22 protein-coding genes are annotated in these 23,382 nt (G+C 68.5%); 6 read left to right on the forward strand and 16 right to left on the reverse strand.

Translation table 11 applies throughout. The annotated features are described in order from the left end of the window. Positions 1-380 precede the first annotated feature (380 nt). On the forward strand, positions 381-1,568 hold the full coding sequence (locus DFR50_RS22760) for a cytochrome P450 (RefSeq protein ID WP_113891562.1): 1,188 nt from the start codon (positions 381-383) through the stop codon (positions 1,566-1,568). A gap of 31 nt (positions 1,569-1,599) precedes the next feature. Here the strand turns inward: DFR50_RS22760 and DFR50_RS22765 are convergent, their stop codons facing one another. The 4 genes from DFR50_RS22765 to DFR50_RS22775 form a co-directional block, all read right to left on the reverse strand. Then, positions 1,600-2,880 carry a cystathionine gamma-synthase family protein gene (locus DFR50_RS22765; protein WP_113891563.1) on the reverse strand — a complete coding sequence of 427 codons (1,281 nt, stop codon included), beginning with the start codon at positions 2,878-2,880 and terminating at the stop codon, positions 1,600-1,602. 117 nt (positions 2,881-2,997) lie between these two features. Next, a complete protein-coding gene (locus DFR50_RS31605; RefSeq protein WP_147262864.1) occupies positions 2,998-3,216 on the reverse strand; it encodes a hypothetical protein in 219 nt (72 codons plus the stop codon). Positions 3,217-3,486: 270 nt separating this feature from the next. Continuing rightward, positions 3,487-5,124 carry an FMN-binding glutamate synthase family protein gene (locus DFR50_RS22770; RefSeq protein ID WP_113891564.1) on the reverse strand — a complete coding sequence of 546 codons (1,638 nt, stop codon included), beginning with the start codon at positions 5,122-5,124 and terminating at the stop codon, positions 3,487-3,489. A 222-nt stretch (positions 5,125-5,346) separates the two neighbouring features. Further along, a complete protein-coding gene (locus DFR50_RS22775; protein ID WP_113891565.1) occupies positions 5,347-5,793 on the reverse strand; it encodes a pyridoxamine 5'-phosphate oxidase family protein in 447 nt (148 codons plus the stop codon). A gap of 167 nt (positions 5,794-5,960) precedes the next feature. Here DFR50_RS22775 and DFR50_RS32245 point away from each other — a divergent pair, with 167 nt between their 5' ends. Next, entirely contained in the window at positions 5,961-6,137 is a 177-nt protein-coding gene (locus tag DFR50_RS32245) for a hypothetical protein (RefSeq protein ID WP_170153351.1), read from the forward strand. Between the two features lie 320 nt (positions 6,138-6,457). On the opposite strand, the gene ettA is transcribed toward DFR50_RS32245, so the two are convergent. Then, positions 6,458-8,113 (reverse strand): energy-dependent translational throttle protein EttA, encoded by a 1,656-nt coding sequence (gene ettA, locus DFR50_RS22780; protein WP_113891566.1) that lies wholly within the window; start codon positions 8,111-8,113, stop codon positions 6,458-6,460. A 134-nt stretch (positions 8,114-8,247) separates the two neighbouring features. Further along, positions 8,248-8,583: a GIY-YIG nuclease family protein gene (locus DFR50_RS22785; protein ID WP_113891567.1), complete on the reverse strand. Its 336-nt coding sequence runs from the start codon at positions 8,581-8,583 to the stop codon at positions 8,248-8,250. A gap of 172 nt (positions 8,584-8,755) precedes the next feature. Between DFR50_RS22785 and DFR50_RS22790 the strand changes: the two genes are divergently transcribed. Further along, entirely contained in the window at positions 8,756-10,294 is a 1,539-nt protein-coding gene (locus DFR50_RS22790) for a class I adenylate-forming enzyme family protein (protein WP_113891585.1), read from the forward strand. Between the two features lie 72 nt (positions 10,295-10,366). On the opposite strand, the gene DFR50_RS22795 is transcribed toward DFR50_RS22790, so the two are convergent. Both DFR50_RS22795 and DFR50_RS22800 read right to left on the reverse strand, forming a co-directional pair. Beyond that, complete coding sequence (locus DFR50_RS22795) at positions 10,367-11,089, reverse strand: cytochrome c biogenesis CcdA family protein (protein WP_113891568.1); 723 nt, start codon at positions 11,087-11,089, stop codon at positions 10,367-10,369. 7 nt (positions 11,090-11,096) lie between these two features. Then, positions 11,097-11,486 (reverse strand): thioredoxin family protein, encoded by a 390-nt coding sequence (locus DFR50_RS22800; RefSeq protein WP_113891569.1) that lies wholly within the window; start codon positions 11,484-11,486, stop codon positions 11,097-11,099. 194 nt (positions 11,487-11,680) lie between these two features. Between DFR50_RS22800 and DFR50_RS32250 the strand changes: the two genes are divergently transcribed. Beyond that, entirely contained in the window at positions 11,681-12,751 is a 1,071-nt protein-coding gene (locus DFR50_RS32250) for an alpha/beta fold hydrolase (RefSeq protein ID WP_170153352.1), read from the forward strand. A gap of 39 nt (positions 12,752-12,790) precedes the next feature. On the opposite strand, the gene DFR50_RS22815 is transcribed toward DFR50_RS32250, so the two are convergent. Then, entirely contained in the window at positions 12,791-14,215 is a 1,425-nt protein-coding gene (locus DFR50_RS22815; protein WP_113891570.1) for a hypothetical protein, read from the reverse strand. Positions 14,216-14,241: 26 nt separating this feature from the next. After that, the gene (locus DFR50_RS22820; RefSeq protein ID WP_113891571.1) at positions 14,242-14,664 is read right to left on the reverse strand and encodes a hypothetical protein; all 423 of its coding nucleotides are present in this window, start codon (positions 14,662-14,664) and stop codon (positions 14,242-14,244) included. Between the two features lie 190 nt (positions 14,665-14,854). On the opposite strand from DFR50_RS22820, the gene DFR50_RS22825 reads away from it, so the two are divergent. Then, on the forward strand, positions 14,855-15,328 hold the full coding sequence (locus DFR50_RS22825; protein ID WP_113891572.1) for a phosphate-starvation-inducible protein PsiE: 474 nt from the start codon (positions 14,855-14,857) through the stop codon (positions 15,326-15,328). A 16-nt stretch (positions 15,329-15,344) separates the two neighbouring features. Further along, a complete protein-coding gene (locus tag DFR50_RS22830; RefSeq protein ID WP_113891573.1) occupies positions 15,345-16,631 on the forward strand; it encodes an amidohydrolase family protein in 1,287 nt (428 codons plus the stop codon). Between the two features lie 7 nt (positions 16,632-16,638). Here DFR50_RS22830 and DFR50_RS22835 read toward each other — a convergent pair whose 3' ends face one another. From DFR50_RS22835 to DFR50_RS22860, 6 genes are all read right to left on the reverse strand, one after another. Beyond that, positions 16,639-17,445, reverse strand: a complete 807-nt coding sequence (locus DFR50_RS22835) for a DUF1186 domain-containing protein (protein WP_170153353.1) — start codon at positions 17,443-17,445, stop codon at positions 16,639-16,641. 245 nt (positions 17,446-17,690) lie between these two features. Continuing rightward, the gene (locus DFR50_RS22840) at positions 17,691-18,593 is read right to left on the reverse strand and encodes a DUF1186 domain-containing protein (protein ID WP_113891586.1); all 903 of its coding nucleotides are present in this window, start codon (positions 18,591-18,593) and stop codon (positions 17,691-17,693) included. Positions 18,594-18,633: 40 nt separating this feature from the next. Continuing rightward, the gene (locus DFR50_RS22845) at positions 18,634-20,316 is read right to left on the reverse strand and encodes a thiamine pyrophosphate-binding protein (RefSeq protein WP_113891575.1); all 1,683 of its coding nucleotides are present in this window, start codon (positions 20,314-20,316) and stop codon (positions 18,634-18,636) included. A gap of 310 nt (positions 20,317-20,626) precedes the next feature. After that, positions 20,627-20,896 carry a nucleotidyltransferase family protein gene (locus tag DFR50_RS22850; RefSeq protein WP_113891576.1) on the reverse strand — a complete coding sequence of 90 codons (270 nt, stop codon included), beginning with the start codon at positions 20,894-20,896 and terminating at the stop codon, positions 20,627-20,629. A 301-nt stretch (positions 20,897-21,197) separates the two neighbouring features. Then, on the reverse strand, positions 21,198-22,355 hold the full coding sequence (gene tcmP / locus DFR50_RS22855; RefSeq protein WP_113891577.1) for a three-Cys-motif partner protein TcmP: 1,158 nt from the start codon (positions 22,353-22,355) through the stop codon (positions 21,198-21,200). A gap of 15 nt (positions 22,356-22,370) precedes the next feature. After that, positions 22,371-23,120 (reverse strand): DUF5131 family protein, encoded by a 750-nt coding sequence (locus DFR50_RS22860; protein WP_113891578.1) that lies wholly within the window; start codon positions 23,118-23,120, stop codon positions 22,371-22,373. Positions 23,121-23,382: the final 262 nt, after the last annotated feature.

The following is a 23,382-nucleotide window of genomic DNA, read 5'->3' on the forward strand; positions in this document are numbered from 1 at the left end:
GTTTCGAAGGCGATCGCCCATTCCAACCGGGCTTGCCGGCCCTCACGCAACGGCAAACGACGTCGCCGGTCCAGCAAGAATTCCTGTCGTTCGTCAGAGTTCATCGAGGCCTGACGATCGATCGGCGCAAGTCTATCGGCCGGGCCGCATGTTCGGGCGCGTCCCGAGGGCGCGAATCATCTGTGGAGGCAGGCTTCATCAGGATCGTCCGGGGCGGTGGACGCCAGCGCCGTGACCCGCGGATTTGGCCGTCCGGCGACGGAAAGGACCCGGCCGGTCCGATCGCAACGCGGGCGGCGGCCGCGTCCGCGTGGTAGAGTCCGGGCGCTCCACGGGGGGCCCACGGCTCGATCGAGCGCGAGCGGCAGGAGTGCGTTCGGATGACGGCTGTACCGGCTCTCGACCTCGACCCGTTCGACGACGCCTTCCTGACGAACCCCTACCCTTTCCACGCGGCGATTCGCGACGCGGGCCCGGTCGTCCGGCTCCCGCGGTACGGCGTCTACGCCTCCGCCCGCCACGCCGAAGTCGCGCGCGGCCTCGCCGAATGGGAGATCTTTTCTTCCGCCGCCGGCGTCGGACTCGAGGACTTTCGCCGCGCCGCGCCGTGGCGCCCGCCGAGCCTCATTCTGGAGGCCGACCCGCCGCTCCACACCCGCACCCGCACGGTGCTGAACCGCGCGCTCTCGGCCAAGGCGATGGCGAACCTGCGCGATCGCTTTCGCGACGCGGCGGAAGCTTTCGCCGACAGACTGCTCGCCCGGCGAAGCTGCGACGCCATTCACGAGATCGCCGAGGCCTATCCGCTGAGCGTCTTTCCGGGCGCGGTCGGGCTCGGGGCCGAGGGGCTCGAGAACCTGCTGCCCTATGGCGCCATGGCCTTCAACGCCTTCGGACCTCGCAACCGGCACTTCGAGGAGTCGTTCCGCCGCGCCTCCGAGGTCGTCGCCTGGATCACGGCGCAATGCCAGCGCGAGGCGCTCTCGCCGGAAGGAATCGGCGCGACGATCTGGGGGGCGGTCGACACGGGGGAAATCTCCGCAGCGGAAGCGCCGCTGCTGGTTCGATCGGTGCTCACGGCGGGACTGGACACGACGATCATCGGCATCGGCAACGGCCTCTTCTGCCTGGCCGCCAATCCGGACGAATGGACGAAGCTGCGCGACAATCCGGCGCTGGTGCGGCCGGCCTTCGACGAAATGCTGCGTTGGGAGTCGCCGGTCCAGACCTTCTTCCGCACCACCACGAAGGCGACCGAACTCGGCGGCGCGACGCTGCCGGCGGATGCGAAAATCCTGCTGTTCCTCGCCGGCGCCAATCGCGACCCACGCAAATGGGCGGACCCGGACCGCTTCGACGTCACGCGCAAAGCCGCTGGACATGCGGCCTTCGGCGCCGGCATCCACCTTTGCGTGGGGCAGATGTTGGCGCGTCTCGAAGCGGAGGTGATCTTTTCGGCGCTGCTGAAACGGTTCCAGCGCGTCGAACTGGCCGGCGAGCCGATTCGCAAGCTCAACAACACGTTGCGGCAATTCGCCAGCCTGCCCCTGAAGCTGACGCCTGCGTGAGTGAGGGCCGCGGGAAGGCCATCCCCTGCCGTCATCCCCTCAGCGCCTGGTCGAGGTCGGCGATCAGGTCGTCCGGATTCTCGATCCCGACCGACAGCCGGATCAGCGCCGGCGTGATGCCGAGCCGCACCTGTTCCTCGGCGGCGATGTCCGAGTGCGTCATCGAGGCGGGATGCGAGGCGAGCGACTCCGTGCCGCCGAGGCTGACCGCGAGCTTGAACACCTCGAGTTTGTTCAGCGCGGCGAAAGCCTCGGCCTCTCCGCCCACGACCTCGAAGGCGAAGGTCGAGCCTGCGCTCTTGCACTGGCGCTGGAACAGCGGCCGGTCGGGATGATCGTCGGGCAGGAAGCCCAGATACCAGACCGACGCGACCCGCGGATGGCCCTTCAGGAAGCTCGCGACCTTCAGCGCGCCGTCCGCCGACGCGGTCATCCGCAGTTTCAGGGTCTCGAGCGAGCGCATCAAGAGCCAGCCGGTGTGGGGGTCGCACATCGTCCCGAGGATGGTGCGAAAGCCGCGGATCGGCTCGAGCGCGGCGAGCGTCCCCGAGCACCCGCCGGCGATCAGGTCGGAGTGGCCGCCGACGTACTTGGTCAGCGAGGTCACGACCAGGTCGGCGCCGAGCGCGATCGGCGTCTGGTACAGCGGGCCGAGAAAGGTGTTGTCGACGACGACGACCGGGCGGCGCCCGTCGGGCCCCTTCAGGGTCTCGGCCAGCTCGCGGGCGCGAGCAATGTCGACGAGGCCGTTGGTCGGGTTGGCCGGCGTCTCGAGGTAGAGCGCCGCGACCGGCCCCGCCCGGCGCGCCGCCGCGACCGCCTGCTCCATCGCCGGATTGCCGCCTTCGGCGAAGAATTCGATCGGCGTCACGCCGAACTGCGGCAGGATCTTTCGCAGCAGGAAGTCGGTGCCGCCGTAGACCGGACCGGAATGAACGATCGTGGAGCCGGGCCGAGCGTAGGCCCACAGCGTAGTCGAGATCGCCGCCATGCCGGAGGCGAACACGAGGTTCGCCTCGGCCTCGTCCCAGATCGCCAGCCGGTCCTCGAGCATTTCGAGATCGGGGTTGTTGATCCGGCTGTAGATGAGGCCGGGCTCCTCGTTCGGCCGCCTGGCGCGCAGGCCGTAGGCCAGCTCGAAGAACGCCTTGCCGTCCTCCGCGGTGCGGAACACGAAGGTCGAGGTGAGAAACACCGGAGGCTTCAGCGACCGCTCCGACAGGAACGGATCGTAGCCGTAGCCCATCATCAGGGTCTCCGGCGCCAACGCGCGGTCGCCGATCCGCTTCCTGCGCCAGCGTTGGTCGGACATGCGGTTCCCCCTCCACGGGACGGCGCCGCGCGCCGGCCGCGCTCGCCCTCCCGCCCGCCCTCGCGGGCGGCGCCCCAAGACGGAGCATACAATGAATTGGCCGCGCCTGCGACGCCGTCAGCCGGCGGCCGGGTTGTCGTCGATCAGGCTGCGGCGCCGTCCGAGTCGCGCCTCGTCCTCGGACACCCAGACCCGCCGCCCACCCAACAGCATCACGGCGATCGCTTCGCGCTTTTCTCGGCCGCGCCACTGCTGCAGCGACGCCGCATGCGCGGCCAGAACGTGGGCTTTCAAGGATATGCCAGGGGCCCGATGGACAACCGCGTGTCCGCTCATTCGATCCTCCAGATCGAAAACCTCCCTTCTTCCGGCCGTCCCCGTCGCTCCCGCATCGCCTTGTTAAGGGATGGTTAAGCCTTACGCGCAAACTCTGGCGCGATTGGGGTCGAAAGCCACCGATCCGGCGCGATCAGAAATTAAAGCGGGTTAAAGAAGCGGGGTTCGGCAGGCCGATCACGGGGGCATGTGGCGGGACGCTCCCTGCGTCCCGCGCTGCGCCAGTCGAAGCTTTGCCAGCCGGCGCCGTCCGTCGCCGCCGGCCGGCCTTCACGCTACAGCCACCGCCGGCGAGAACGTGTCCGCGCTCCCGCTCGCCCACAGGTCGCGCCAGCGCGGGTCGTCGGCGCCCGTGAGGAGTTCGCCGCGCTTCAGCGCCGGATAGAGTTCTGCGAAGGTCTTCGACTCCTCGGCGCTGATCCGGCGCGAGAAATGCTCCGGCGCCAGGTCCTTCGGGTGCTCGAGCCCGGCGGCGGCGACGAGTTCGGCGAGCGCGTGCAGCATGGCGGCGTGGTAGCGCCGCACCCGTTCGGTCTTGTCGGCGACGACCAGCGCGCGCGACCGGGTCGGGTCCTGGGTCGCGACGCCCGTCGGACAGCAATCGGTGTGGCAGCTCATCGACTGGATGCAGCCGAGCGCGAACATGAAACCGCGCGCGGCGTTGCACCAGTCGGCCCCGAGCGCCATGGCGCGGGCGATGTCGAAGCTGTTGACGATCTTCCCCGAGCAGCCGATGCGGACGCGCTCGCGCGCGTCGATCCCGATCAGGGCGTTGCGCACGAACACGAGGCCCTCGCGCATCGGCGCGCCGAGGTGGTCGGCGAATTCCAGCGGGGCGGCGCCGGTTCCGCCCTCCATGCCGTCGACGACGATGAAGTCGGGATAGAGCCCGGTCTCGACCATCGCCTTGCAGACGCCGAGAAACTCCCACGGATGGCCGACGCAGAGCTTGAAGCCGACCGGCTTGCCGCCTGAAAGGTCGCGCAGCCAGGCGATGAAGGCGACCAGCTCGAGCGGGGTCGAGAAGGCGCTGTGGGCGGCCGGCGAGACGCAGTCCCTGCCCGGCTCGACCCCGCGGATCGCCGCGATTTCCGCGGTCACTTTCGACCCCGGCAGCACGCCGCCGTGCCCCGGCTTCGCGCCCTGCGACAGCTTGATCTCGATCATCTTGATCTGGTCGTTCGCCGCGACGGAGCGGAACGTCTCGGGATCGAAGCGGCCCTCGGCCGTGCGGCAGCCGAAGTAGCCCGAGCCGATCTCCCAGACGATGTCGCCGCCCTCGCGGTGATAGGGGCTCAATCCGCCCTCGCCGGTGTCGTGCGCGAACCCCCCGAGGGCTGCGCCCCGGTTGAGCGCGCGTACGGCGTTGGCGCTCAGCGCGCCGAAGCTCATGGCCGAAATGTTGAACACGGACAGCGAGCAGGGTCTTGCGCAATCAGGGCCGCCGACCGTGATGCGGAAACCCTCGGTCGCCACCGGCTTCGGGGCCATCGAATGCCTGAGCCATTCGTAGCCGGGGGCGTTGGTGTCGCGCAGCGTGCCGAACGGCCGCTTGTCGAGGACCATCTTGGCGCGCTGGTAGACGACCGCGCGCTGGGTGCGCGAGAACGGCAAGCCGTCAGTCTCGCTTTCGAAGAAGTATTGCCGCATCTCCGGCCGGATCTCTTCGAGAATGAAACGCAGGTGCGCTGCGATCGGATAGTTGCGCAACACCGCGTGCCGGGTCTGGACCAGGTCGTAGACGCCGAGCGCCGCCAGCGCGCCGAACAGCGCCGCGCCCGTCCACAACGCAGCGGCGACCGACGGCGCCGCGCCGGCGGCGGCGAGAGCGAGGAACAGCAGCGTCACAAGCGCGGCGGAGGTGAGCGCGAAAAAGCGCGGCGAAAGCGCCAAGCCCAGGGCCTGCATGGCATCCTCCCGGAGTTCTGTCCGATGCGACCGGGAACCCACGCCGCCCATGGACGCGCCAGCCGGAAGCCGACCTCTACACCGGATCGAGCGCGCCCCGCATTGATGCGCCTCAAGGCGAGGTTCGATATTTCTCGATCGCGCCCGGCAGGACGGCCGAGGTCGACCCCGCGCCCGCAGGATTGGGGATTCCGAAGCGGCGGAAAGGGTCGCGCGCGAGCGCTAGATCGTGACCAACTCGGTGTGGCCGATGCCGTTGCGATAGTCGAGGACGGAAACGACGACGGGCGCGATCGAGAAGATCGCGATCGCGTCGGCCTCGTCGGGGCCGAAATCGGCGCCCTCGGGAAAGCGCCTGAGCATCAGGTCGCCGACCTTGGCGATCTCCGCCCGGTCGACGACGCGCGCCGCCCGCGCCCCCATCGAAAGGCCGAGGATCTCCTCCGTCCGGTCGTAGGGCAGGTTGACGGTCAGCGACACCTTGTCGTCGAGCGCGATGTTGCGCGCTTTCTGCGAGTCGGCCGCCGTGCCGAAATAGAGGGTCAGGCCGTCGTGGACGTAGCTCACCGTCGTCGCCTGCGGGAAGCCGTCGGGGCGGATGGTGGCGAGCGTCATCTCGCGTCCGCCCCCGAGGATGGCGACGATCTTGTCGTGGGTCGCGCTGTCCATGGTCCCCGTCCTCCGCTCGTCGCCCGTCCCGCCGCGCGCCCGCCTGAACCCGAACGCGACGCGCGAACGATATTGGTATGGGGCGCCGAGACTGGAAAGCGAAAATATTTCACACGGAACAAGCCCTGCGCAACCGGGTTCCTTCGCCTCCAAACCAGGAGAGCGCCATGACCGACATCAACCGAACCTTTCCCCCCGCCGCCGAGCCGGCGGTAACGCCGCTGCGCCGCCCGTTGCCGACCACCAGCGGCGCGCTTTTCGACGGCCGCGATCTCTGGGCCTTCGTCGCGATCGCGGTGATGAACCTCGGGCCGCTGGCGATGGGGGCGTTTGCGGTTCACTGAACGGAAAAACGAGCGCAGCCGGGGCGGGCGGAAGGACATCGCCGCTCCCGGCTTGCGCATCGACGTCTGCATTTGCCATTTCGGCCCGGCGCTTGCGCCCGGCTACATGGGGCTTCTCATGGGCTTGGCGCCGCCCTCTCCCTTGGGGAGAGGGCCAGCCGGGCGAAGCACGGCAGGGGGAGGGCTCGGAACGCCGACAGTCGGCGTGGCGCCCCCTCGCCTGGCCGCTTTGCGGCCTGTCCTCTCCCTGAGGGAGAGGGATTGCCCACTGCCTCACCCCGGCTGGGGAGTTAGGCCCGGAGAAGCCCGGAAAAGCCACGCTACCGTGAAAACTTCTTGTACTTCAGCCGGTGCGGGATGACGCTGTCGATGCCGAGCCGGCGCTTCTTGTCCTCTTCATAGTCGGCAAAGTTGCCCTCGAACCACTCGACGTGGCTGTCGTCCTCGAAGGCCAGCATGTGGGTGGCGATGCGGTCGAGGAAGAAGCGGTCGTGGCTGATGATCACGGCGCAGCCGGCGAAGTCGAGCAGCGCCTCTTCCAGCGCCCGCAGCGTGTCGACGTCGAGGTCGTTGGTCGGCTCGTCGAGCAGCAGGAGGTTGGCGCCGCTCTTCAGCATCTTGGCCAGATGCACGCGGTTGCGCTCTCCGCCCGACAGCATGCCGACCTTCTTCTGCTGGTCGGCGCCCTTGAAGTTGAAGGCGCCGCAATAGGCGCGCGAGTTGATCTCGCGCTTGGCGAGCGCGATGATGTCGTTGCCGCCGGAGATTTCCTCCCACACCGTCTTCTTGGGGTCGAGCGCGTCGCGCGACTGGTCGACATAGCCGAGCTGCACCGACTCGCCGATCTTGATGGTTCCGGAATCGGGCTTCTCCTGGCCGGTGATCATGCGGAACAGCGTGGTCTTGCCGGCGCCGTTGGGGCCGATCACGCCGACGATGCCGCCGGGCGGCAGCCGGAACGACAAATTGTCGATCAACAGCCGGTCGCCGAAACCCTTGGACAGGCCGTCGAAATCGATGACGTTGGCGCCCAGCCGCTCGGCCACGGGAATGATGATCTGCGCGGTGGTCGGCGCCTTCTCGGACTGCTTCCTGACCAGTTCGTCGTATTTCTGGATGCGCGCCTTGGACTTGGCCTGCCGCGCCTTGGGCGAAGCGGCGATCCACTCGCTTTCCTCGGCGAGCGCGCGCTGGCGGGCGGCGTCCTCGCGGCCTTCCTGCTCGAGACGCTTCTGCTTCTGCGTCAGCCAGGCGGAATAATTGCCCTCGTAGGGGATGCCGCGGCCGCGGTCGAGCTCGAGAATCCAGCCGGTGACGTTGTCGAGGAAGTAGCGGTCGTGGGTGACGATCAGGATCGCGCCAGGATAGCTGCGCAGATGCCCTTCGAGCCAGTTCACCGTCTCGGCGTCGAGATGGTTGGTCGGCTCGTCGAGCAGCAGCAGCTCGGGCTTCTCCAGCAGCAGCCGGCAGAGCGCCACGCGGCGCCGCTCGCCGCCGGACAGCGTGGCGACGTCCGCGTCGTCGGGCGGGCAGCCGAGCGCCTCCATCGCCTGTTCGACCTGGCTCTCGAGATCCCACAGGCCCTTGGCCTCGATCTCGTCCTGGAGCTGCATCATCTCGTCGGCGGTCTCGTCGGAATAGTTCATCGCCAGTTCGTTGTAGCGGTCGAGGATCGCCTGCTTCGCCGCGACTCCGAGCATGGCGTTGCCCTTGACGTCGAGCGCCGGGTCGAGGTGCGGCTCCTGCGGCAGGTAGCCGACCCTCGCCCCCTCGGCGACGAAGCCCTCGCCGACGAATTCGGTGTCGATGCCGGCCATGATGCGCAAGAGCGTCGACTTGCCCGAGCCGTTGACGCCGAGCACGCCGATCTTGGCGTCCGGGTAGAACGACAGGTTGACGTTCTCGAGAACCTTCTTGCCGCCCGGCCAGGTCTTGGTCAGGCCCTGCATGTGGTAGATGAACTGGCGCGCGGCCATGAAAAGTCCCTGGGCTCGAGAGGTAAGTCGGGCGCGGGAAATATCAGGGGCGGCAGGGGGTGGCAAGGCGGCGGGGCGAGTGGCGGGTGGCGAAGGGTTCGCCGCCCTGCTCGCTATTCGCTATTCGCCGCCCCTCACATCGCCTCCGCCGGCAACGCGTCCCGCCAGTGGCCGAGGCGATCCCGAAGCGTCCGGGCGCCGTCGTAAAGGGGGTCCTCGACGTCGAGGCGCTCGACGATCTCGAACGCGAAACGCTCCGCGCCATGCTCCGTCCAGGCGCGCTGGAGCGAGGCTGGCCGTCCGCCGCCCTGTCGGAGCGCGAACGAGACGCGGTTCCAGATGGTGCGCAGGTCCGGCGCGCCGCCCACCCATTGCTGGCCGGAGGCGGCGCAGCGCACGACGTAGATTCCGGGGTCGGACTTGCGTTCCTTGTAGGCGTCGACCGCCGCCTTCCTGTCCTCGCGTTTCATCGCTCCAACTCCAATCCGCCGGCCCTCTTCGCGCGCGCCAGCGCCGGTCGTCAATTTCCCGCGCCGCCCGGCCTCGCCGGGTGCGGCGGCAAGCGCAGTGGCGGAACGGACAATTTATTGGATAATGGGGGCGACGGACCGAGGAAACGACGACGAACCGGAGGAGGACATCATGGACATCGGCGCCCTCTTGCCGCGGCACGCCCGCTACCGGCCGGATCATCCGGCGCTGGTCGTGGGCGGCCGGCGGCTGAGCTATCGGGACCTGAACGCCGAGGTGAACCGGCTGGCGAACGCCCTCATCGCCGCAGGCGTCGGCAAGGGCGACAAGATCGCGACGGTGCTGCCGAACTGTCTCGAATTGATGCTCGCCTACTGGGCCGCGGCCAAAACCGGCATCGTGATCGTGCCCATGAGCACGCTCATGCAGGACCACGGGCTCGAGACGCTGTTGCGGGACTCGGATTCGGTCGCGGTGATCGCCCACGCGTCGTTCGCCGAAGCCCTCGGCCACATTCGCGGCGAACTGTCGGCGATTCCATCCGACCGTTTCGTGCTCGTGGGCTGCCCGGGCGCGGCGCCGCCGGGTTTTCGCAGCTACGCGGAGTTCACCGCGGCGGCGTCCGAGGTGAGCCCGCCGGATCCGGGCCTGACCGGCGCCGACGTCTACAACATCATGTACACGAGCGGCACCACCGGCGCCCCCAAGGGCATCGTCCACACCCACTTCATCCGCGCGATGTACTGCACTTTGTTCGCCTCCGCCTGGCGGATGACGCCCGAGAGCGTATGCCTGCACGCCGGCGCCATCGTCTTCAACGGCGCCATGCTCGATCTCATGCCGTGGATGTTCTTAGGCTGCACCTACATCCTGCACGAATCGTTCAACGCCGAGCGGTTCATCCACGACATCGAGCGGGAGCGGGTCACGCACGTGGTCATGGTGCCGGCCCAGATCATCGCGGTGCTCGACAGCCCCGCCTTCGCGCCCGCGGCGCTCGGGTCGCTCGAGATGATCCACAACGTCGGCGCGCCCCTGCCGCTGAAATACAAGCACCGGCTGAACGAGGCCCTGCCCGGCCGGTTCTACGAGCTCTACGGCCTGACCGAAGGGTTCATGACCGTGCTCGACAAGCACGACGCGATCCGCAAGGTCGGGTCGGTCGGCGCGCCGCCGGCCTTCATGGAGATGCGCATCCTTCGGGCGGACGGCACTCAATGCGGCGCGAGCGAGGTCGGCGAGATTTGCGGCCGGGGCCCGATGCTGATGTCGGGCTATTACAAGCGCCCCGATCTGACCGAAAGGGCGATCGTCGACGGCTGGCTGCACACCGGCGACGCCGGCTACGTCGACGAGGACGGCTATCTCTTCCTGGTCGACCGGATCAAGGACATGATCATCACCGGCGGGGTCAACGTCTATCCCAGGGACATCGAGGACGTGGTGATCCAGCATCCCGCGGTGTCGGAAGTGGCCGTGTTCGGCGTGCCCGACGACAAATGGGGCGAGACGCCGGTCGCGGCCGTCGTGGCGCGCGCCGGCGAAACGATCGAGCCGGAGGCGCTGAAGCTGTGGACCAACGGCCACGTCGACGCGAAATTCCAGCGCCTCGCCGACGTCGTCGTCATGAACGCCTTCCCCCGCAACGTCGCCGGCAAGATTCTGAAGCGGGAGATGCGGGAGGCCTACGGCCGCGAGCGCAGCGACTGAGCGCGGGCCAGGCCAGCGGTCGCCGCGGGGGCGCGCGCCGGTTTTCCCGTCGAGGCGAATGGCGCGCTCGCCTCAAAAGCGCGTCGTCAACTCGGTCAGCCACCGGGGCGAGGCGTCGACGAAGGCCGTCTCGACCCGCCTGTCGAAGCCCGTGACGATGAGCAGCCCAAGCGCGACGAGCACGACGCCGAGCGCGCCCTTCGCCCGCTTGCCGCCATCCGCGAGGGCGCCCCGCAGGCGCGCCAGCGCCTGCCGGGAGGCGAGGCCGATGGCGGCGAGCGGCGCGGCCGCGCCGATGCCGAACGCGAGCATGGTCAGCCCGACCTCTCCGAGCGACGATCCTTGCGCGGCGAGCACGGACGCCGCGCCGAGGGTCGGGCCGACGCATGGGCTCCAGGCCATCCCGAGCAGGAGGCCGACGCCGAACTGGCCGACCGCGCCCTGTGACGTCATCCCGTCGATCCGCGCATTGGCCCAGGCCGTCACCGGGCCGCCGGCGATCGCGAGCCGGGCCTGCGCCGCCGGCGCCAGAAGCAGAGCGCCGACGCCGATCATGAGCGCGGCCGCCGCAATCCGGAAAGCCCCGCCGTCGAGCCCGACCGCGAAGCCGACGGTCGCGACGAACAGTCCGACCACCGTGAACGACAACGCCACCCCGGCCGCGAGGGCGAGCGGCCCAGCGCGGCTCTCGCTCGCCGCGGCGCCGAACACGAGCGGCAGGAGCGGCAGCACGCAGGGCGACAGCACGGAAAGCAGGCCGGCGACGAGCGCGAGCCCGGGAGCGCCGAACGTCATGCGCCGGTCAGATCGCCTTGGCGACCAGCGCCGCGATGGCGGCGGGGTCGGTCTGGCCGACGGACCGGCCGGTTTCCTTGCCGCCCTTGAAGGTGATGAGCGTGCTCTGCATGTGCGCGCCAAAGCGCTGCACGGCGTCCTTCTGGCTGTCGAAATCGACGTGGACGACAAACAGATCCTTGTATTCGGGTTTCGCCTCGATGTCGGCGAGGATCGGCTTCTGCGCCTTGCAGGTCGGACACCAGGGCGCGTGGACCTCGACCAGAATCGACTTGCCGTCCCTGAGCGCCGCGTCGAAGCCGGCGGGCGTGTAATTGACGGTTTCGGCGGCGAAGGCGCGGGCGCCGAACAGCGCGCCGACGGCGACCGCGGCGAAAAGCGAGCGACGTGACATCATGGGGAACGACTCCGAAGCGGAACGGACGACCGCATCGGTGATACGCCCGCGGATCGGAGACCGTTACGCGAGCAAGGACTTTTTTTCCGCGGCGCGCCCCGCGGCTGCGAAAGGAGCCGTCGACACGACCATCCCGCTTCCGCAACTGGTCAGGGCCCGATAGGGTAGCCGTGGGGCTTTGGGGACAGGGTGTGATGGCGACAGGGCGTTTTCTCGCGGCGGCGCTGGCGCTCGCGTCCGGTCCGGCCGTGGCGGCGCAGACGACGACGCCACCCGCCCCGCCCGCGCCGTCCGTCGTCTCCGACAGCGCCCTGACCGCGCCCCAGCAACTCGTCGCGATCGACGGCGCACGGCGCCTCAACCTCTATTGCATCGGCGCCGGCGAACCGGCGGTGATGCTCGAGGCCGGCGCCGCCAACACGATCGAGACCTGGCGTTTCGTTCAGGCCGAGATCGCCAAGACGACGCGCGCCTGCGCCTACGACCGCGCCGGGCTCGGTTTCAGCGACGCCGCGACCCGGCCGGCGGACGTGCGCAACATGGCGGACGATCTCGGGCGTCTCGTCGCCGCAGCCGGGATCGCCAGGCCCTATGTGCTCGTCGGCCATTCGCTCGGCGGCGAGATCGCGGTCTACGCCGCCGCGACCTCGCCCAAGGACATCGCCGGCCTGGTCCTCGTCGACCCGGCGTTCGCCGACGACCTCGACGCGCTCGAAGCCGCGCTGCCGCCGGACAAGCGCCACGCGATCGCCGACGCCATGGCGCACGGGCTCGCGCGCAAGCGGGTCTGCCTCGGCGCGGCGCGAAGCGGAAAACTGGCCAACCCGTCGGCGGCGGACAAGGACTGCGTGAGCACGGCCTCCGACCCGAACAAGCTCGACGCCACGCTCGCCTCGGCCGCGCGCAAGCGGCTCGCCGACCCGAAGACCTGGGAGGCCGTGGTGTCGGAACTCGAGGCGGTCACGCCCGAGGGCGACCACATCGACACGAACTCGGCGGAGATCGACGCGACCGCGTTCGATTTCGGCGGCAAGCCGCTCGTCGTGCTCAGCCGGGGCGTCGGCATGGGCGCTCCCGGCGCGCCGGCGACCGCGACCGCCGCCGTCGAGGCCGCCTGGCTCGCCGGCCACGCGGCGCTCGCGACCCGTTCGACGAAGGGCGAGCACGTCATCGCGCCCGGCGCGCGGCACTACATCCAGATCGACCGGCCCCGGGCCGTGGTTGAGGCGGTCGACGAGGTGGTGAAGGCGGTGCGAGGTCCGTGACGCGCGGGCGCGATCCGCCCGGGCCCCTCCTCCGGCCGGTCAGCGCAGCTTGCAGAAAACGCTCGACGGCGCGGCGCCCACGCCGACGCACTGGTTCTGCATGATCATCCCCCACATGAAGCTCGTCTTCGTCCGGCCGGCGAACCAGGGCTCCGTTCCCGTCACCCGCCCGAGGGCGAAATAGGACCCGTCGAGCATCGTCGCCTGGTTCGGGTCGCGGTTCAGGGTCGGGAACGCCGCCGCGTGATGGCACGACATGCAGTTCGACTTCACGCCGAGCATCGCGGGGTCGAGGAAGATCGAGCCCGCGTCGATCGCCTCGAGATAGGGGTTGTAGGCGACCCGCGGCGCGCCGTCCGGGCCGACCATCCAGTAGGCGGTCGCAAGCTCGTAGGAGTCGAACGGCGGCTCGACGAACCGCCTCGCCTCCGCCACCGGCTCCGGACGCCACCAGAACGTCTGCCACGTCCAGTCGTCGACCAGTTCGTCGGTGGTGACGTGCATGCCGACCAGCAGGGCGAGGTCGCCCGCTTCGAGGTCGCCGAGGGCGACGCCGCCGACGGTGAAGACGTTGCCGGCCGCGAGAAAGCGGACGTCCTGATCGCTCAGCGGAAACCAGTAGAAGCGGTCGAGCCCGACGATCGGGGCGTTCGCCGCCGTCATCCGTTTCGGGCCTTGCGGCGTGGCGACGTCGAGCGTCTGCGGATCGCCGGGCTTCGCCCGCCCGGTCGGGTCGACCACCACGAACGCGGTCCAGGTGGAGGGAACCGGCGTCGTCGCGTTCGTCGTCCCGTCGACCGCGAGGCCCGGCCCCTTCCAGACGGGCATCAGCGTCGGCCGGTCGGCCTTCACGATCCAGTAGACCGGCTTCAGCATGATCGCGTGCGGCGGCGCCCCGGCGAGGAACCGCTGCGCCAGCGGCGTCTTCTCCCGGTCGAAGGCGGCGTTGCGATCGATCAGGGTCTGCTCGCCCCAGTAGTGGTTCCGGTCCACGAACTCGGCGAACTCGGCGCTGTATTTGTTGTACGAAACGACGTCCCCGGCGCCGCCGTCCGGCGCCTGGCGCGGCCGGTGGAGGCGGTGGGCGCGGTCGCAAGGGCCGGCGCAGCCCGCCGCCGCGGCGGGCTCGGTGTGAAAGACCTCGAACTCGTCGAACCACGTCTCGAACACCGCCGCCGGCGCGCTCGTCCTGCGGCCGCGCGCGTCCACCACCGAGATCGCCTGACCGCTCGGCGCCGTGATCGCCGCCCACAGCCGCCAGGCGTGCTCGCGCACACGCGCCTCGTCGAAGCGCGCGACCCAGCCGCGCACGACGCCGTCGTCGACGAACACCGACGGATCGACCGCCGTGTAGGCGAGCCGCGGCGCGCTGTCCCCCGCCGACGCCGGCGCCGCCGGACACAAGCCGCACAGGATCGAGACCAGGGCGGCGGCCGGCCCGGCGAACCGAATCGTCTTGCGCATGGTGGCTGCCCCTGAGCGCTCGGCCGTCACTTCGTTCCCGCCACCTCGGTGACGGCGCCGAGATCGAAGACCTCGAACTTCAGCGGCTCGCTGCGCATCGGCTCGAGCGTCTTCAGGAGGTCGAGCCGGCCAAGGAATACGTGCCATTCCTCGACGCTGGACCCGGGGGCGAAATAGGACACGACGACGATTTCGGACTTGTCCGGATTGACCAGAAAGTCGTTGCGGCGCGTCTGGCCGGCCGCCTTCTGCGCCTCGGTGAAGCCTGTTTCCACGAGCCTGACGCCCGCGTCGAAAGTCTCGGGCTTGAAGCGGTGCGTATAGACGACGACCTTGTCGCCCTTCTGCGGCGCATAGGCCGGGGCGTCGTCGGCCTGCGCCGATCCGCCGGAAACGCCGGCGACGCACGCCAGGGCGACGACAGCGGCCAGATTCGCAATCCGCCTCATGAAACTCCCTCCGATGGTATTGGCGGCAGGATTCTGGCAAATGGATCGCGAGTCAAGCCGGGAGCCCGACGCCTTCGGCGGGCGCGGTCGGGGCGGGGAGATTGACTCCGGCCGGCCGCCTCGCCTCTATGGCCGCGGGCTTTTCGCGACGACGCCGAGGGGGCCGCGCGCAAACAGGGAGTCTGGCGCGATGAGCGACACGGGGGCTCGCATCAAGGCGGCCGACAAGCGGATGCGCAAGACGCTCGATCCGGTGGGAGAATTCCTGACCGACTGTTTTCATCTGCTCGGCCTGTTCGCCATCGGCGGCGCGACCGTGTGGGCGGCCGGGGCGGCGTTCTACCAGATGATTCTGAAGGGCTATCCGTCGATCGAGGACCTGCTGCTGCTGTTCATCTATCTCGAGATCGGCTCGATGGTGGGCATCTATTTCCGCACCAACCACATGCCGGTCCGCTTCCTGCTCTACGTCGGCATCACCGCCCTCACCCGGCACATGATCGGCTTCGTCCAGGAGACGACGGGCGCCAATCTCGAAATCCTGATATTCGCCGTCTCGACCCTGATCCTCGCCTTTGCGGTGCTCGTCATCCGCTTCACCTCGAGCCGCTACCCGAGCCCCACTTACGGCGAGGCCGGCCAGAGCGGCGTCAAGGTGGATTGAGGAACCGGAGAGCGCCATGGCCTTCGATCTCGTCGTTCGCAACGCCGCCCTGCCCGACGGGCGCAAGGGCCAGGACGTGGCGGTCGCAGCCGGCCGCATCGTGGCCATCGGCCCCGGGCTCGAATCGGAAGCGGGCGAGACCGTCGACGCGCGCGGCTTCCTGCTCGCGCCTCCCTTCGTCGACTGCCACTTTCACATGGACGCGACCCTGTCGCTCGGCCAGCCGCGCCTGAACCAGTCCGGCACGCTGCTCGAGGGCATCGCGCTGTGGGGGGAACTCAAGCCGCACCTGACCCACGAGGCCGTGGCCCAGCGCGCGCTCCGCTATTGCGACCTCGCCGTGTCGCAGGGCCTTCTGGCCGTCCGCAGCCACGTCGACATATGCGACGACCGCCTGCTGGCGGTCGAGGCGCTGATCGACGTGAAGAAGCGGGTCGCGCCTTATCTCGACTTGCAACTCGTCGCCTTCCCGCAGGACGGCTACTTCCGCTCGCCCTCCGCCGCCGGCAACCTGAAGCGGGCGCTGGATCTCGGCGTGGACGCAGTCGGCGGCATTCCGCATTTCGAACGCACGATGGCCGACGGCGCGGCTTCGGTCAGGGCCTTGTGCGAGATCGCAGCCGCGCGCGGCCTGATGATCGACCTGCATTGCGACGAGAGCGACGACCCGATGTCGCGCCACATCGAGACGCTCGCCGCCGAGGTCCATCGCCTCGGCCTGGGCGGCCGCGCGACCGGCTCGCATCTGACGTCGATGCATTCGATGGACAACTACTACGTCTCGAAGCTGCTGCCGCTGATCGCCGAATCGGGGATGAACGCGATCGCCAATCCGCTGATCAACCTGACCCTTCAGGGGCGGCACGACACCTATCCGCGCCGCCGCGGGATGACCCGCGTCGCCGAAATGCGCGCGCTCGGGGTCCCGGTGGCGCTCGGGCAGGACTGCGTCATGGACCCGTGGTACGGCCTCGGCGGGGCCGACATGCTCGACGTCGCCCACATGGCGGTTCACGGCGCGCCGATGACGAGCCGCGAGGCGATCCGCTGGACCTTCGACGCGGTGACGGAGATTCCGGCGCGCATCCTCGGGCTGGAGCACTACGGCCTCGCGGTCGGCGCCAACGCCGACTTCGTTCTCCTGCAGGCGGCCGACCCGATCGAGGCGGTGCGGCTGCGCGCGACCCGTCTCGTGGTGGTCCGCCGCGGCCGGGTGATCGCGCGAACGCCCGCCCGCGAAACGGCGTTGGGCCTCGCCGGGCGTCCGCCGACCCTCGACCCGGCCGCCTACGCGCCGCGCTGACGAGGCCTCATCGCCGGCCGGCCGAGAGCGCCTGGAGCCGGCGCGCCGCCTGCGCCGCCTGGACGCCGGCCATGGTCAGGATCGCCGACGTCGCATCGTCGAGCGGCGTGACGAAATCGAACGCGAACGCCCGCAGTCCCGTCGCGTCGGAACGGGCGAGCGCGACGCGCGCGTCGAAATCGGCGCGGCTGAAATCGCCTTCCGGGATGAATCCCTCGCGTCTGAGGTCGGCGACCTCGGCGCGCATGCCGGCGAAGCCCAGGTCCGCGGCGGTCGAGGCCCAGATCAGCCAGAACACCGACTCGCGGCGCGGCGCGGCGTCGCGGCGAAGGCGGCGCAGGAAGGCGCGCATGTCGCCGTCCGTCATCGCGGCGCGGGCGCGCACGAGATAGCCGAGCGCGGCGAGAGCGGAGGCGCGCGCGAACGCGTCGCCCGCCTCCGATTCGATGGCGTTGCGCAGCCGGGCCGCGTCGCCGTCGAACACGCGGATCAGGATCCCCGGCAGGGTCTCCGTCACGGCGTCGTCCAGCCAGTCGGCGATGCGCGGGTCCTCCGCGATCAGCCTGCACAGAATCGGAAACGCGCGGGTCTCGGCCTTCTCGCCGCACAAATGCGCGATGTAGAACGCCTCCGCCGCGGAAACCCGGTCGCGGCGGCCCGCGGCGAATTCGCCCAGGCGTTCGACGAGGCGCGTTGCAGCCGCGTCCCAGTTGGCCGAGGCCCAGGACAGGACCTCTCGCGGCGGATCCTCGATATCGTCGAGCGCCTTGAGCGCATCGTTCCAGGTCGTCGGAAGCGTGGTGTCGGTCGGCATGGCGCAACTCTCCCCTGCTCTCACAGCCTGGAGTTGCATCGACCGTGCCACGCCGATCGACCGGATTTTGCTCCGATTCGCCGGCGCATCCGGCGCGGAACGGCGCCATTTCGCGAGTCCCGGGGCTCATTTCGGGACTTCCGTTGCGGCAGGCCGCCCGCCGCCGCGCCGCGCGAACCGTGCCGGAATGGAGCGGCGGGGATGCGCGGGACGGCGGCTCGCCCGGACCGATACGAGGAAAGCGGTCAGGCGGCGAGGCAGCACTTCTTGTATTTCTTGCCGCTGCCGCACGGGCACGGGTCGTTGCGGCCGACGTCGCGCAGCGGATTGAGGTAGGGCGCGTCGGACGGACCGGCCTCGGCGCCCCGGCCGACGGACCCGGCCTCGTCGTCGTTCGCGTCGTCGTCGCTGCCGTCGTCGCCGAACGCCCAGGCCTCGAGCGTCGCGATGGCGTCGTCGAGGGGGCGCACGCCGATATCGTCGAACCCCGCGAGCCCGGCGGCGTCGCCGCGCGCGAGCGTGGCGATCTCCTCGAAGTCCACGAGGCCGAAGTCGCGGACTTCGATCAGACCCTCCTTCGCCAGGATGGCGACCTCCATCTTGAGGTCGTCGTAGCCGAGCGCCGCGGCGGTTCCGGCCCACGAGACCCAGAAGATCGACGGCTCGCGCGGGCCCGCTTCGCGCCGCAGGCGGCGCAGCGTGTCGCGCATCGCGACGTCGTCGAGGACGCCTTGGGACCGCGCCAGATAGCCGAGCGCCATCAGGGCCGCCCCGCGCGCCGCTTCGTCGCCGGCCGACTCGATCGCGGCGAGAAGCGGCTCCGTGTCGCCGTCGGACACGTTGATCAGGATGCCCGGCAAGGTCTCGCCGATGGCGTCGCCGAGCCAGATCTCGAGATCGGGATCGTCCGCGATCAGGCGGCAGAGCGGCGCGTAGGCGCGCGTCTCGCGCATCTGGCCGCACAGGTGCGCGAGGTAGAAGGCCTGGCCGTCGGCCGCCTGGCTGCGATCTCGCCCGGAGGCGAAGGCGCGCAGCCGGGCGATGAAGCGCGGCGAAGCCGTCTCCCAGTTCGCCAGCGCCCAGACCATCGCCTCGCGCGGAATCGCCTCGCTCGCGCCGAATTGCCGCAACGCCTCGTCAACGTTCATGGTCGCAGTCCCCGCGCACCGACTTCACGATCCCACGCTGTCACGATCCCGCGCGTCGCGCGAGCGCGGCGTCCCGGATGGCGCTGAGCGTGGTCGCCGGCGTGATCGCTTCCGGGTCGATTCGGACGTGGACGATCGACGGCGCGCCGGCGGCGAGCGCCCGCTCGAAGGCGGGCATGAACGCGGCCGTCTCCTCGACCGTCTCGCCATGGCCGCCGAACGCGCGCGCGTAAGCGGCGAAATCCGGGTTCTTCAGGTCGGACGCGATCGGCCGGCCGGGGAACGCGCGCTCCTGATGCATGCGGATCGTGCCGTAGAGGCCGTTGTCGATCAGCACGACGATGATCGGCAAACCGTACTGGACCGCGGTGGCGAATTCCTGTCCGTTCATCAGGAAGTCGCCGTCGCCGGAGAAGCAGACGATTCTTCGGCCGGGAAAGACCCGGGCGGCGCCGATCGCCGCCGGCAGGCCGTAGCCCATCGAGCCCGACGTCGGCCCGAGTTGCTGCTCGAACGAGCGGAAGCGCAAAAAGCGGTTGACCCAGATCGTGAAATTGCCGGCGCCGGTGGCGAAGACCGCGTCCGGAACCCGCCGCCTGATCGCGAACATGATCTCGCTCACCTGAACCCGGCCGGGATTGGCGGGCGCCTGCTCGCTCCAGGCGAGATAGTCGGCGCGCGCCTGGCGCGTCTCGGCGGACCAGACAATGTTCGCCGGCGGCTGAACGCCTTCGAGCGCGGCGCAGAACTCGGGCGAGGTGGCGACGATCCCGAGCGCCGGGTGATAGTTGCGGCCGATCTCGAGCGGGTCGGCGTGGACGTGCACGAGCTTTTGCCGCGGCGCCGGGATGGCGAACAAGGTGTAGCCTTGCGCGGCCGCTTCCGACATGCGCCCGCCGACCAGGAGGACGACGTCGGCGGTCTCGATCCGCGCCTTCAGCCTCGGGTTGGCCGAGAGGCCGATCTCGCCGGCGTAGTTGTCGTGCTCGCCGTCGAAGGCGCCGGCGCGGCGGAAGGAGCCGGCGACGGGCATGTCGAACCGCTCGGCGAAGCGGGCGAAGGCGGCGCTGGCGCGCGGCGTCCAGCCGCCCCCGCCCAGGATCGCGATCGGCCGCTCGGCCGCCCACAGCATTTTTTGCAATTCCGCCATCTGCCCGAGGCCGGGCCAGATCGGGACGGCCACCGCCTTCGGCGCGTCGGCGACCTCGGCCGTCTCCATCAGCATGTCCTCCGGCAGGGCGATCACCACCGGCCCCGGGCGGCCCTGCATCGCGACATGGAAGGCGCGCTGCACGACCTCGGGAATCTGCGCAGCGCTCTGGATCTCCGTCACCAGCTTGGCGACGGACCCGAAGACGGCGCGATAGTCCATCTCCTGGAACGCCCCCCGCCCGATCATGTCGCGTTCGACCTGGCCGATGAACAAAATCATCGGCGCCGAATCGTGCTCGGCGATGTGGAGTCCGTGGGCGGCGTTGGTCGCGCCGGGCGCGCGGGTGACGAAGCAAATTCCCGGCCGGCCGGTGAGCTTGCCCTCGGTCAAGGCCATCATCGCCGCGCCCGCCTCCTGCCGGCACACCGTCACCTCGATCGGCGCGTCGAGCATGGCGTCGAGGGCCGCGAGATAGGATTCGCCGGGGATGCAATAGACGCGCTCGACGCCCTGGGCGACGAGCTGGTCGACGAGAATCTTGCCGCCGTTGCGGAGGGAAGGATGGGACATCGGCGGGTGGAATCCTGGCTGGCCGCTTTGCGCCCCTCTATAGGCGCCGCCCGGGGATCGCCGCAACGGGGCCGCGCGCGCGGCCCCGGCCGACGGCGCCATTTCGGCTCGGCGACCGCGCCGCCGGGACGGGCGTCTCGCCGCCCAGGCGCCCGAGAGGGGCGCGTCCGGCGACCAAGCGCGGGAAGTTCGTCCCTCGCTGCGGCCCCGCGTCAGAAGACCATCACCGTCTCTCGCTTGACGTCGTCGACGATAGGCTCTCGCAAGGTCTTCCAGGTCGCGAGGTCGACGGGGCGCTCCAGGATGTCGGTCAGGTCGAGTTGAAGGCGGCGAACGACGTCAAGGAAACCCGGGCCTCCGGGTCGATCTCGACAACGATATCGACATCGCTGTCAGCGTGCTCTTCGCCTCTGGCGACAGAGCCGAATATCCACATATGATCGATGTGTCGCGCGCGAAGATCGTCCTTGCGCCGTCGGAGCGTGCCGAGCGACTCCGCGAGACGGCGTTCGACACTGGCGACCGCACGCGGGTTCTCGTCGATGCGGGCATCGAGATCGACGGGGACGGAAACAGCCATGAGCCGCCTCTGCGGGTTCAACGCGCATCTCGTGTGGCCGATCGGTAGCTCGGCAGAATTTCATATCGCGCCGCCGGCCTGGGAGCAAACCCACTCGGGAGCGGTTCAGTAGCGGTCTCGCCGCCAAGCGGCGCTACGACGCTTCGGCGCGCCCCGGCGCGACTTTACGGGGAGGCGCGCGGGGAGCAATCGGGCGGGGAAGCGGGAGCGTCTCGGTTTCCGGCGTCCAATCGTCGCCAGCGTTCGAGACCGCGCGGATGAAGGGGTGAACTGCGCCAAAACCGGGCTTCAACGTCGCCTGTTAAGGGTTTTGCGCGGACGCCGGCTTGATCACGGTATGGTCGGTAGGCTTGCGCCCGCCGGGGCTCCAAGTGTTCTCAACCTTGCCCTTCTTGGCCAGTTCGACGCACACGTCTTTCACGTTGGTCTCCCGCAGCATGAAGGCCTGGAGCATGGCGTCGAGGACGCCAACGAAAACGATGCCATCAGGGGCGGCGGACAGCATCTCGAGCAGCATTTCCTTCGCGAGGGCTTTTTGTTCGTCCACGAGATCGTCGATCGAAGCTTCCTTCTGCTCCGCTTCGAAATCGGCGAAAAGAGAGGCCATATTTGCTCGGTCGTCACGTTTGCGGGTCATAGCCGCGGAGCGATTCTTTGCGTGTTCGCGCAGCGCTTTGTACTCTGTCTCCCGAAACGCCTTGAGGCCCGCTCGGTCCTTAGTTCCGTAAGCTAGGAAGAAGTGGGGCCGCTCTTCGGTGCTTTTATCGATTCTGGTCGAGACGACGTAGCCGAATTTTCCTGCCGCCTTCAGTGTCTCGCGGAACAGTTTCTCTACCGCGGGGCCTTTCTTCATCGTGGGATCGAGCCGTTCCTGCCAGCCTGGCCCCCCAAGGATTGGGTCGAGGGAGGCAATGATCCTTTCGTCAGGATGGGTTAGGAACCTGCTTATATGACCGTACATGAAATTAATAAGCACCTCGCATTTTGCGTAGGCGAACAGCGGTGCGACTTTGGCGAGTGGGTACTCGGTCCAGCCGGTCGGGTCGATAAAGACCAGCGGAAACGCGGTCCCTATGAATGTGCGGATTTCGCCGACCGCTTCCACAAACTCACCGTGGAAGGTCTTTACCTCAAAGCCCTCCTCCGGGCGATGGAATGGTGCGACGGCCGCGAACATCTTCTGGTAGGCGGAGGCGCTCTTCTCTGAGAAGAAACAGCGGACTTTGCGCCTTTCGCGGGTTTGCTCGTAGATGATGCGCTGGGCCTCCTTGAGGACCCCGAGCGCAATCATGAACGAGGTGTCCGAAAAGTCAGCAGTCTTGGATTCCCACGGCCCAGAGAAGCCATCTACATAGGCGATGTCCCAACTGCGCAAAACTTTGTAGGCCAACTCCTGTAGGTATCCCCGCAGGATGAAGTGCTTAGCCTTAGTTTGCTCACGGTCAATATAGGCGGTCATGAAAACCAAGATCGTTTAGGCGGCGGTGGGTTCGAGCTGTGGTCCGATCGGGGGGTATTCGTTCCACTCACGCCCCTTGAGTTTTCGCCCGCCCGACTTCGGCCGGATACCGCCCCACTGTTTGAAGAAGAAGGCCACGCCATCCTTCCTACAGTAATCACGGATCTCCAATGCCCATTCTTCGGCCATGGGGCGCGCGCGCGGTCCGCTCTCGCCACCGACGATGGCCCAATCAATCCCCTTTAGGTCAACGGGGCCCACAGAGCCTATCAGCGGTTCAAAAGACACAAATTTCACAGAAGCATGCGCTAATTTCAGGTGCTTCAGGCGCACAGCGTTGTCTTGGTTTTCTATGGATACGCCGAGCCAAATATGGGGTGGCGCAAGCCCGTCGACGTACCGCCGCCGCAGGTACCGGACGAGTAGGGAACTTCGCTTTGTCAAGACTTGGTAGGTGTGCCAGTTGGCCTGCTCCATCGTATCGAATACATGGTCGATGAAACTGAACGGTACCTCCTTGTGGAACAAGTCGCTCATCGAATTGACAAAGATGCGGCGAGGCTGCCGCCATTGTAGCGGCTGGGACAGCCGTGCCGGGCGGAGGGTTAGGTCGAATCCGCCCTCAAACGGATGCCCCCCCACGCCCCGGAATCGCTCAGAAAAACGCTCTGCGTAACAGAAATCGCAACCAGCCGTGATCTTGGAGCAGCCCGTTACGGGATTCCAAGTCGAGTCAGTCCATTCGATCGGCGTCGTATCGGCCATTCGGCAACCTAGAACAAATACGGAACGAAGACAATTGCATGCCGGTCTGGCTAAATTTGGCTGCTTCATCCTAACGGAAAGTTAATTTTTGGGACGCAGTCGAGGGGCATTTGGATGCCGGGAGCCTGATGATAAGCGACGCTTTCATAGTCGGGTCCGGAGCGGGGTGTCGGGCGACATGCAAAAGGGGACCGGAGGCGACAGGCAAAAGGGTACCACCTCGGCCTGAGAGGAGGCGCCTTTGGTTAACGTTTCGGCTGAG

Source organism: Roseiarcus fermentans (assembly GCF_003315135.1).
GTDB lineage: Bacteria > Pseudomonadota > Alphaproteobacteria > Rhizobiales > Beijerinckiaceae > Roseiarcus > Roseiarcus fermentans.

Coding starts and splice junctions, on each gene's coding strand:
- DFR50_RS22795 (WP_113891568.1), bottom strand. CDS start 11,089: ATGACGTTCGGCGCTCCCGGGCTCGCGCTCGTCGCCGGCCTGCTTTCC.
- tcmP (WP_113891577.1), bottom strand. CDS start 22,355: ATGACCGCCTATATTGACCGTGAGCAAACTAAGGCTAAGCACTTCATC.
- DFR50_RS22800 (WP_113891569.1), bottom strand. CDS start 11,486: ATGATGTCACGTCGCTCGCTTTTCGCCGCGGTCGCCGTCGGCGCGCTG.
- DFR50_RS22770 (WP_113891564.1), bottom strand. CDS start 5,124: ATGCAGGCCCTGGGCTTGGCGCTTTCGCCGCGCTTTTTCGCGCTCACC.
- DFR50_RS22785 (WP_113891567.1), bottom strand. CDS start 8,583: ATGAAACGCGAGGACAGGAAGGCGGCGGTCGACGCCTACAAGGAACGC.
- DFR50_RS22790 (WP_113891585.1), top strand. CDS start 8,756: ATGGACATCGGCGCCCTCTTGCCGCGGCACGCCCGCTACCGGCCGGAT.
- DFR50_RS22845 (WP_113891575.1), bottom strand. CDS start 20,316: ATGTCCCATCCTTCCCTCCGCAACGGCGGCAAGATTCTCGTCGACCAG.
- DFR50_RS22835 (WP_170153353.1), bottom strand. CDS start 17,445: ATGCCGACCGACACCACGCTTCCGACGACCTGGAACGATGCGCTCAAG.
- ettA (WP_113891566.1), bottom strand. CDS start 8,113: ATGGCCGCGCGCCAGTTCATCTACCACATGCAGGGCCTGACCAAGACC.
- DFR50_RS22765 (WP_113891563.1), bottom strand. CDS start 2,880: ATGTCCGACCAACGCTGGCGCAGGAAGCGGATCGGCGACCGCGCGTTG.
- DFR50_RS22840 (WP_113891586.1), bottom strand. CDS start 18,593: ATGAACGTTGACGAGGCGTTGCGGCAATTCGGCGCGAGCGAGGCGATT.
- DFR50_RS22760 (WP_113891562.1), top strand. CDS start 381: ATGACGGCTGTACCGGCTCTCGACCTCGACCCGTTCGACGACGCCTTC.
- DFR50_RS22860 (WP_113891578.1), bottom strand. CDS start 23,120: ATGGCCGATACGACGCCGATCGAATGGACTGACTCGACTTGGAATCCC.
- DFR50_RS31605 (WP_147262864.1), bottom strand. CDS start 3,216: ATGAGCGGACACGCGGTTGTCCATCGGGCCCCTGGCATATCCTTGAAA.
- DFR50_RS22775 (WP_113891565.1), bottom strand. CDS start 5,793: ATGGACAGCGCGACCCACGACAAGATCGTCGCCATCCTCGGGGGCGGA.
- DFR50_RS32250 (WP_170153352.1), top strand. CDS start 11,681: ATGGCGACAGGGCGTTTTCTCGCGGCGGCGCTGGCGCTCGCGTCCGGT.
- DFR50_RS22820 (WP_113891571.1), bottom strand. CDS start 14,664: ATGAGGCGGATTGCGAATCTGGCCGCTGTCGTCGCCCTGGCGTGCGTC.
- DFR50_RS32245 (WP_170153351.1), top strand. CDS start 5,961: ATGACCGACATCAACCGAACCTTTCCCCCCGCCGCCGAGCCGGCGGTA.
- DFR50_RS22850 (WP_113891576.1), bottom strand. CDS start 20,896: ATGGCTGTTTCCGTCCCCGTCGATCTCGATGCCCGCATCGACGAGAAC.
- DFR50_RS22830 (WP_113891573.1), top strand. CDS start 15,345: ATGGCCTTCGATCTCGTCGTTCGCAACGCCGCCCTGCCCGACGGGCGC.
- DFR50_RS22825 (WP_113891572.1), top strand. CDS start 14,855: ATGAGCGACACGGGGGCTCGCATCAAGGCGGCCGACAAGCGGATGCGC.
- DFR50_RS22815 (WP_113891570.1), bottom strand. CDS start 14,215: ATGCGCAAGACGATTCGGTTCGCCGGGCCGGCCGCCGCCCTGGTCTCG.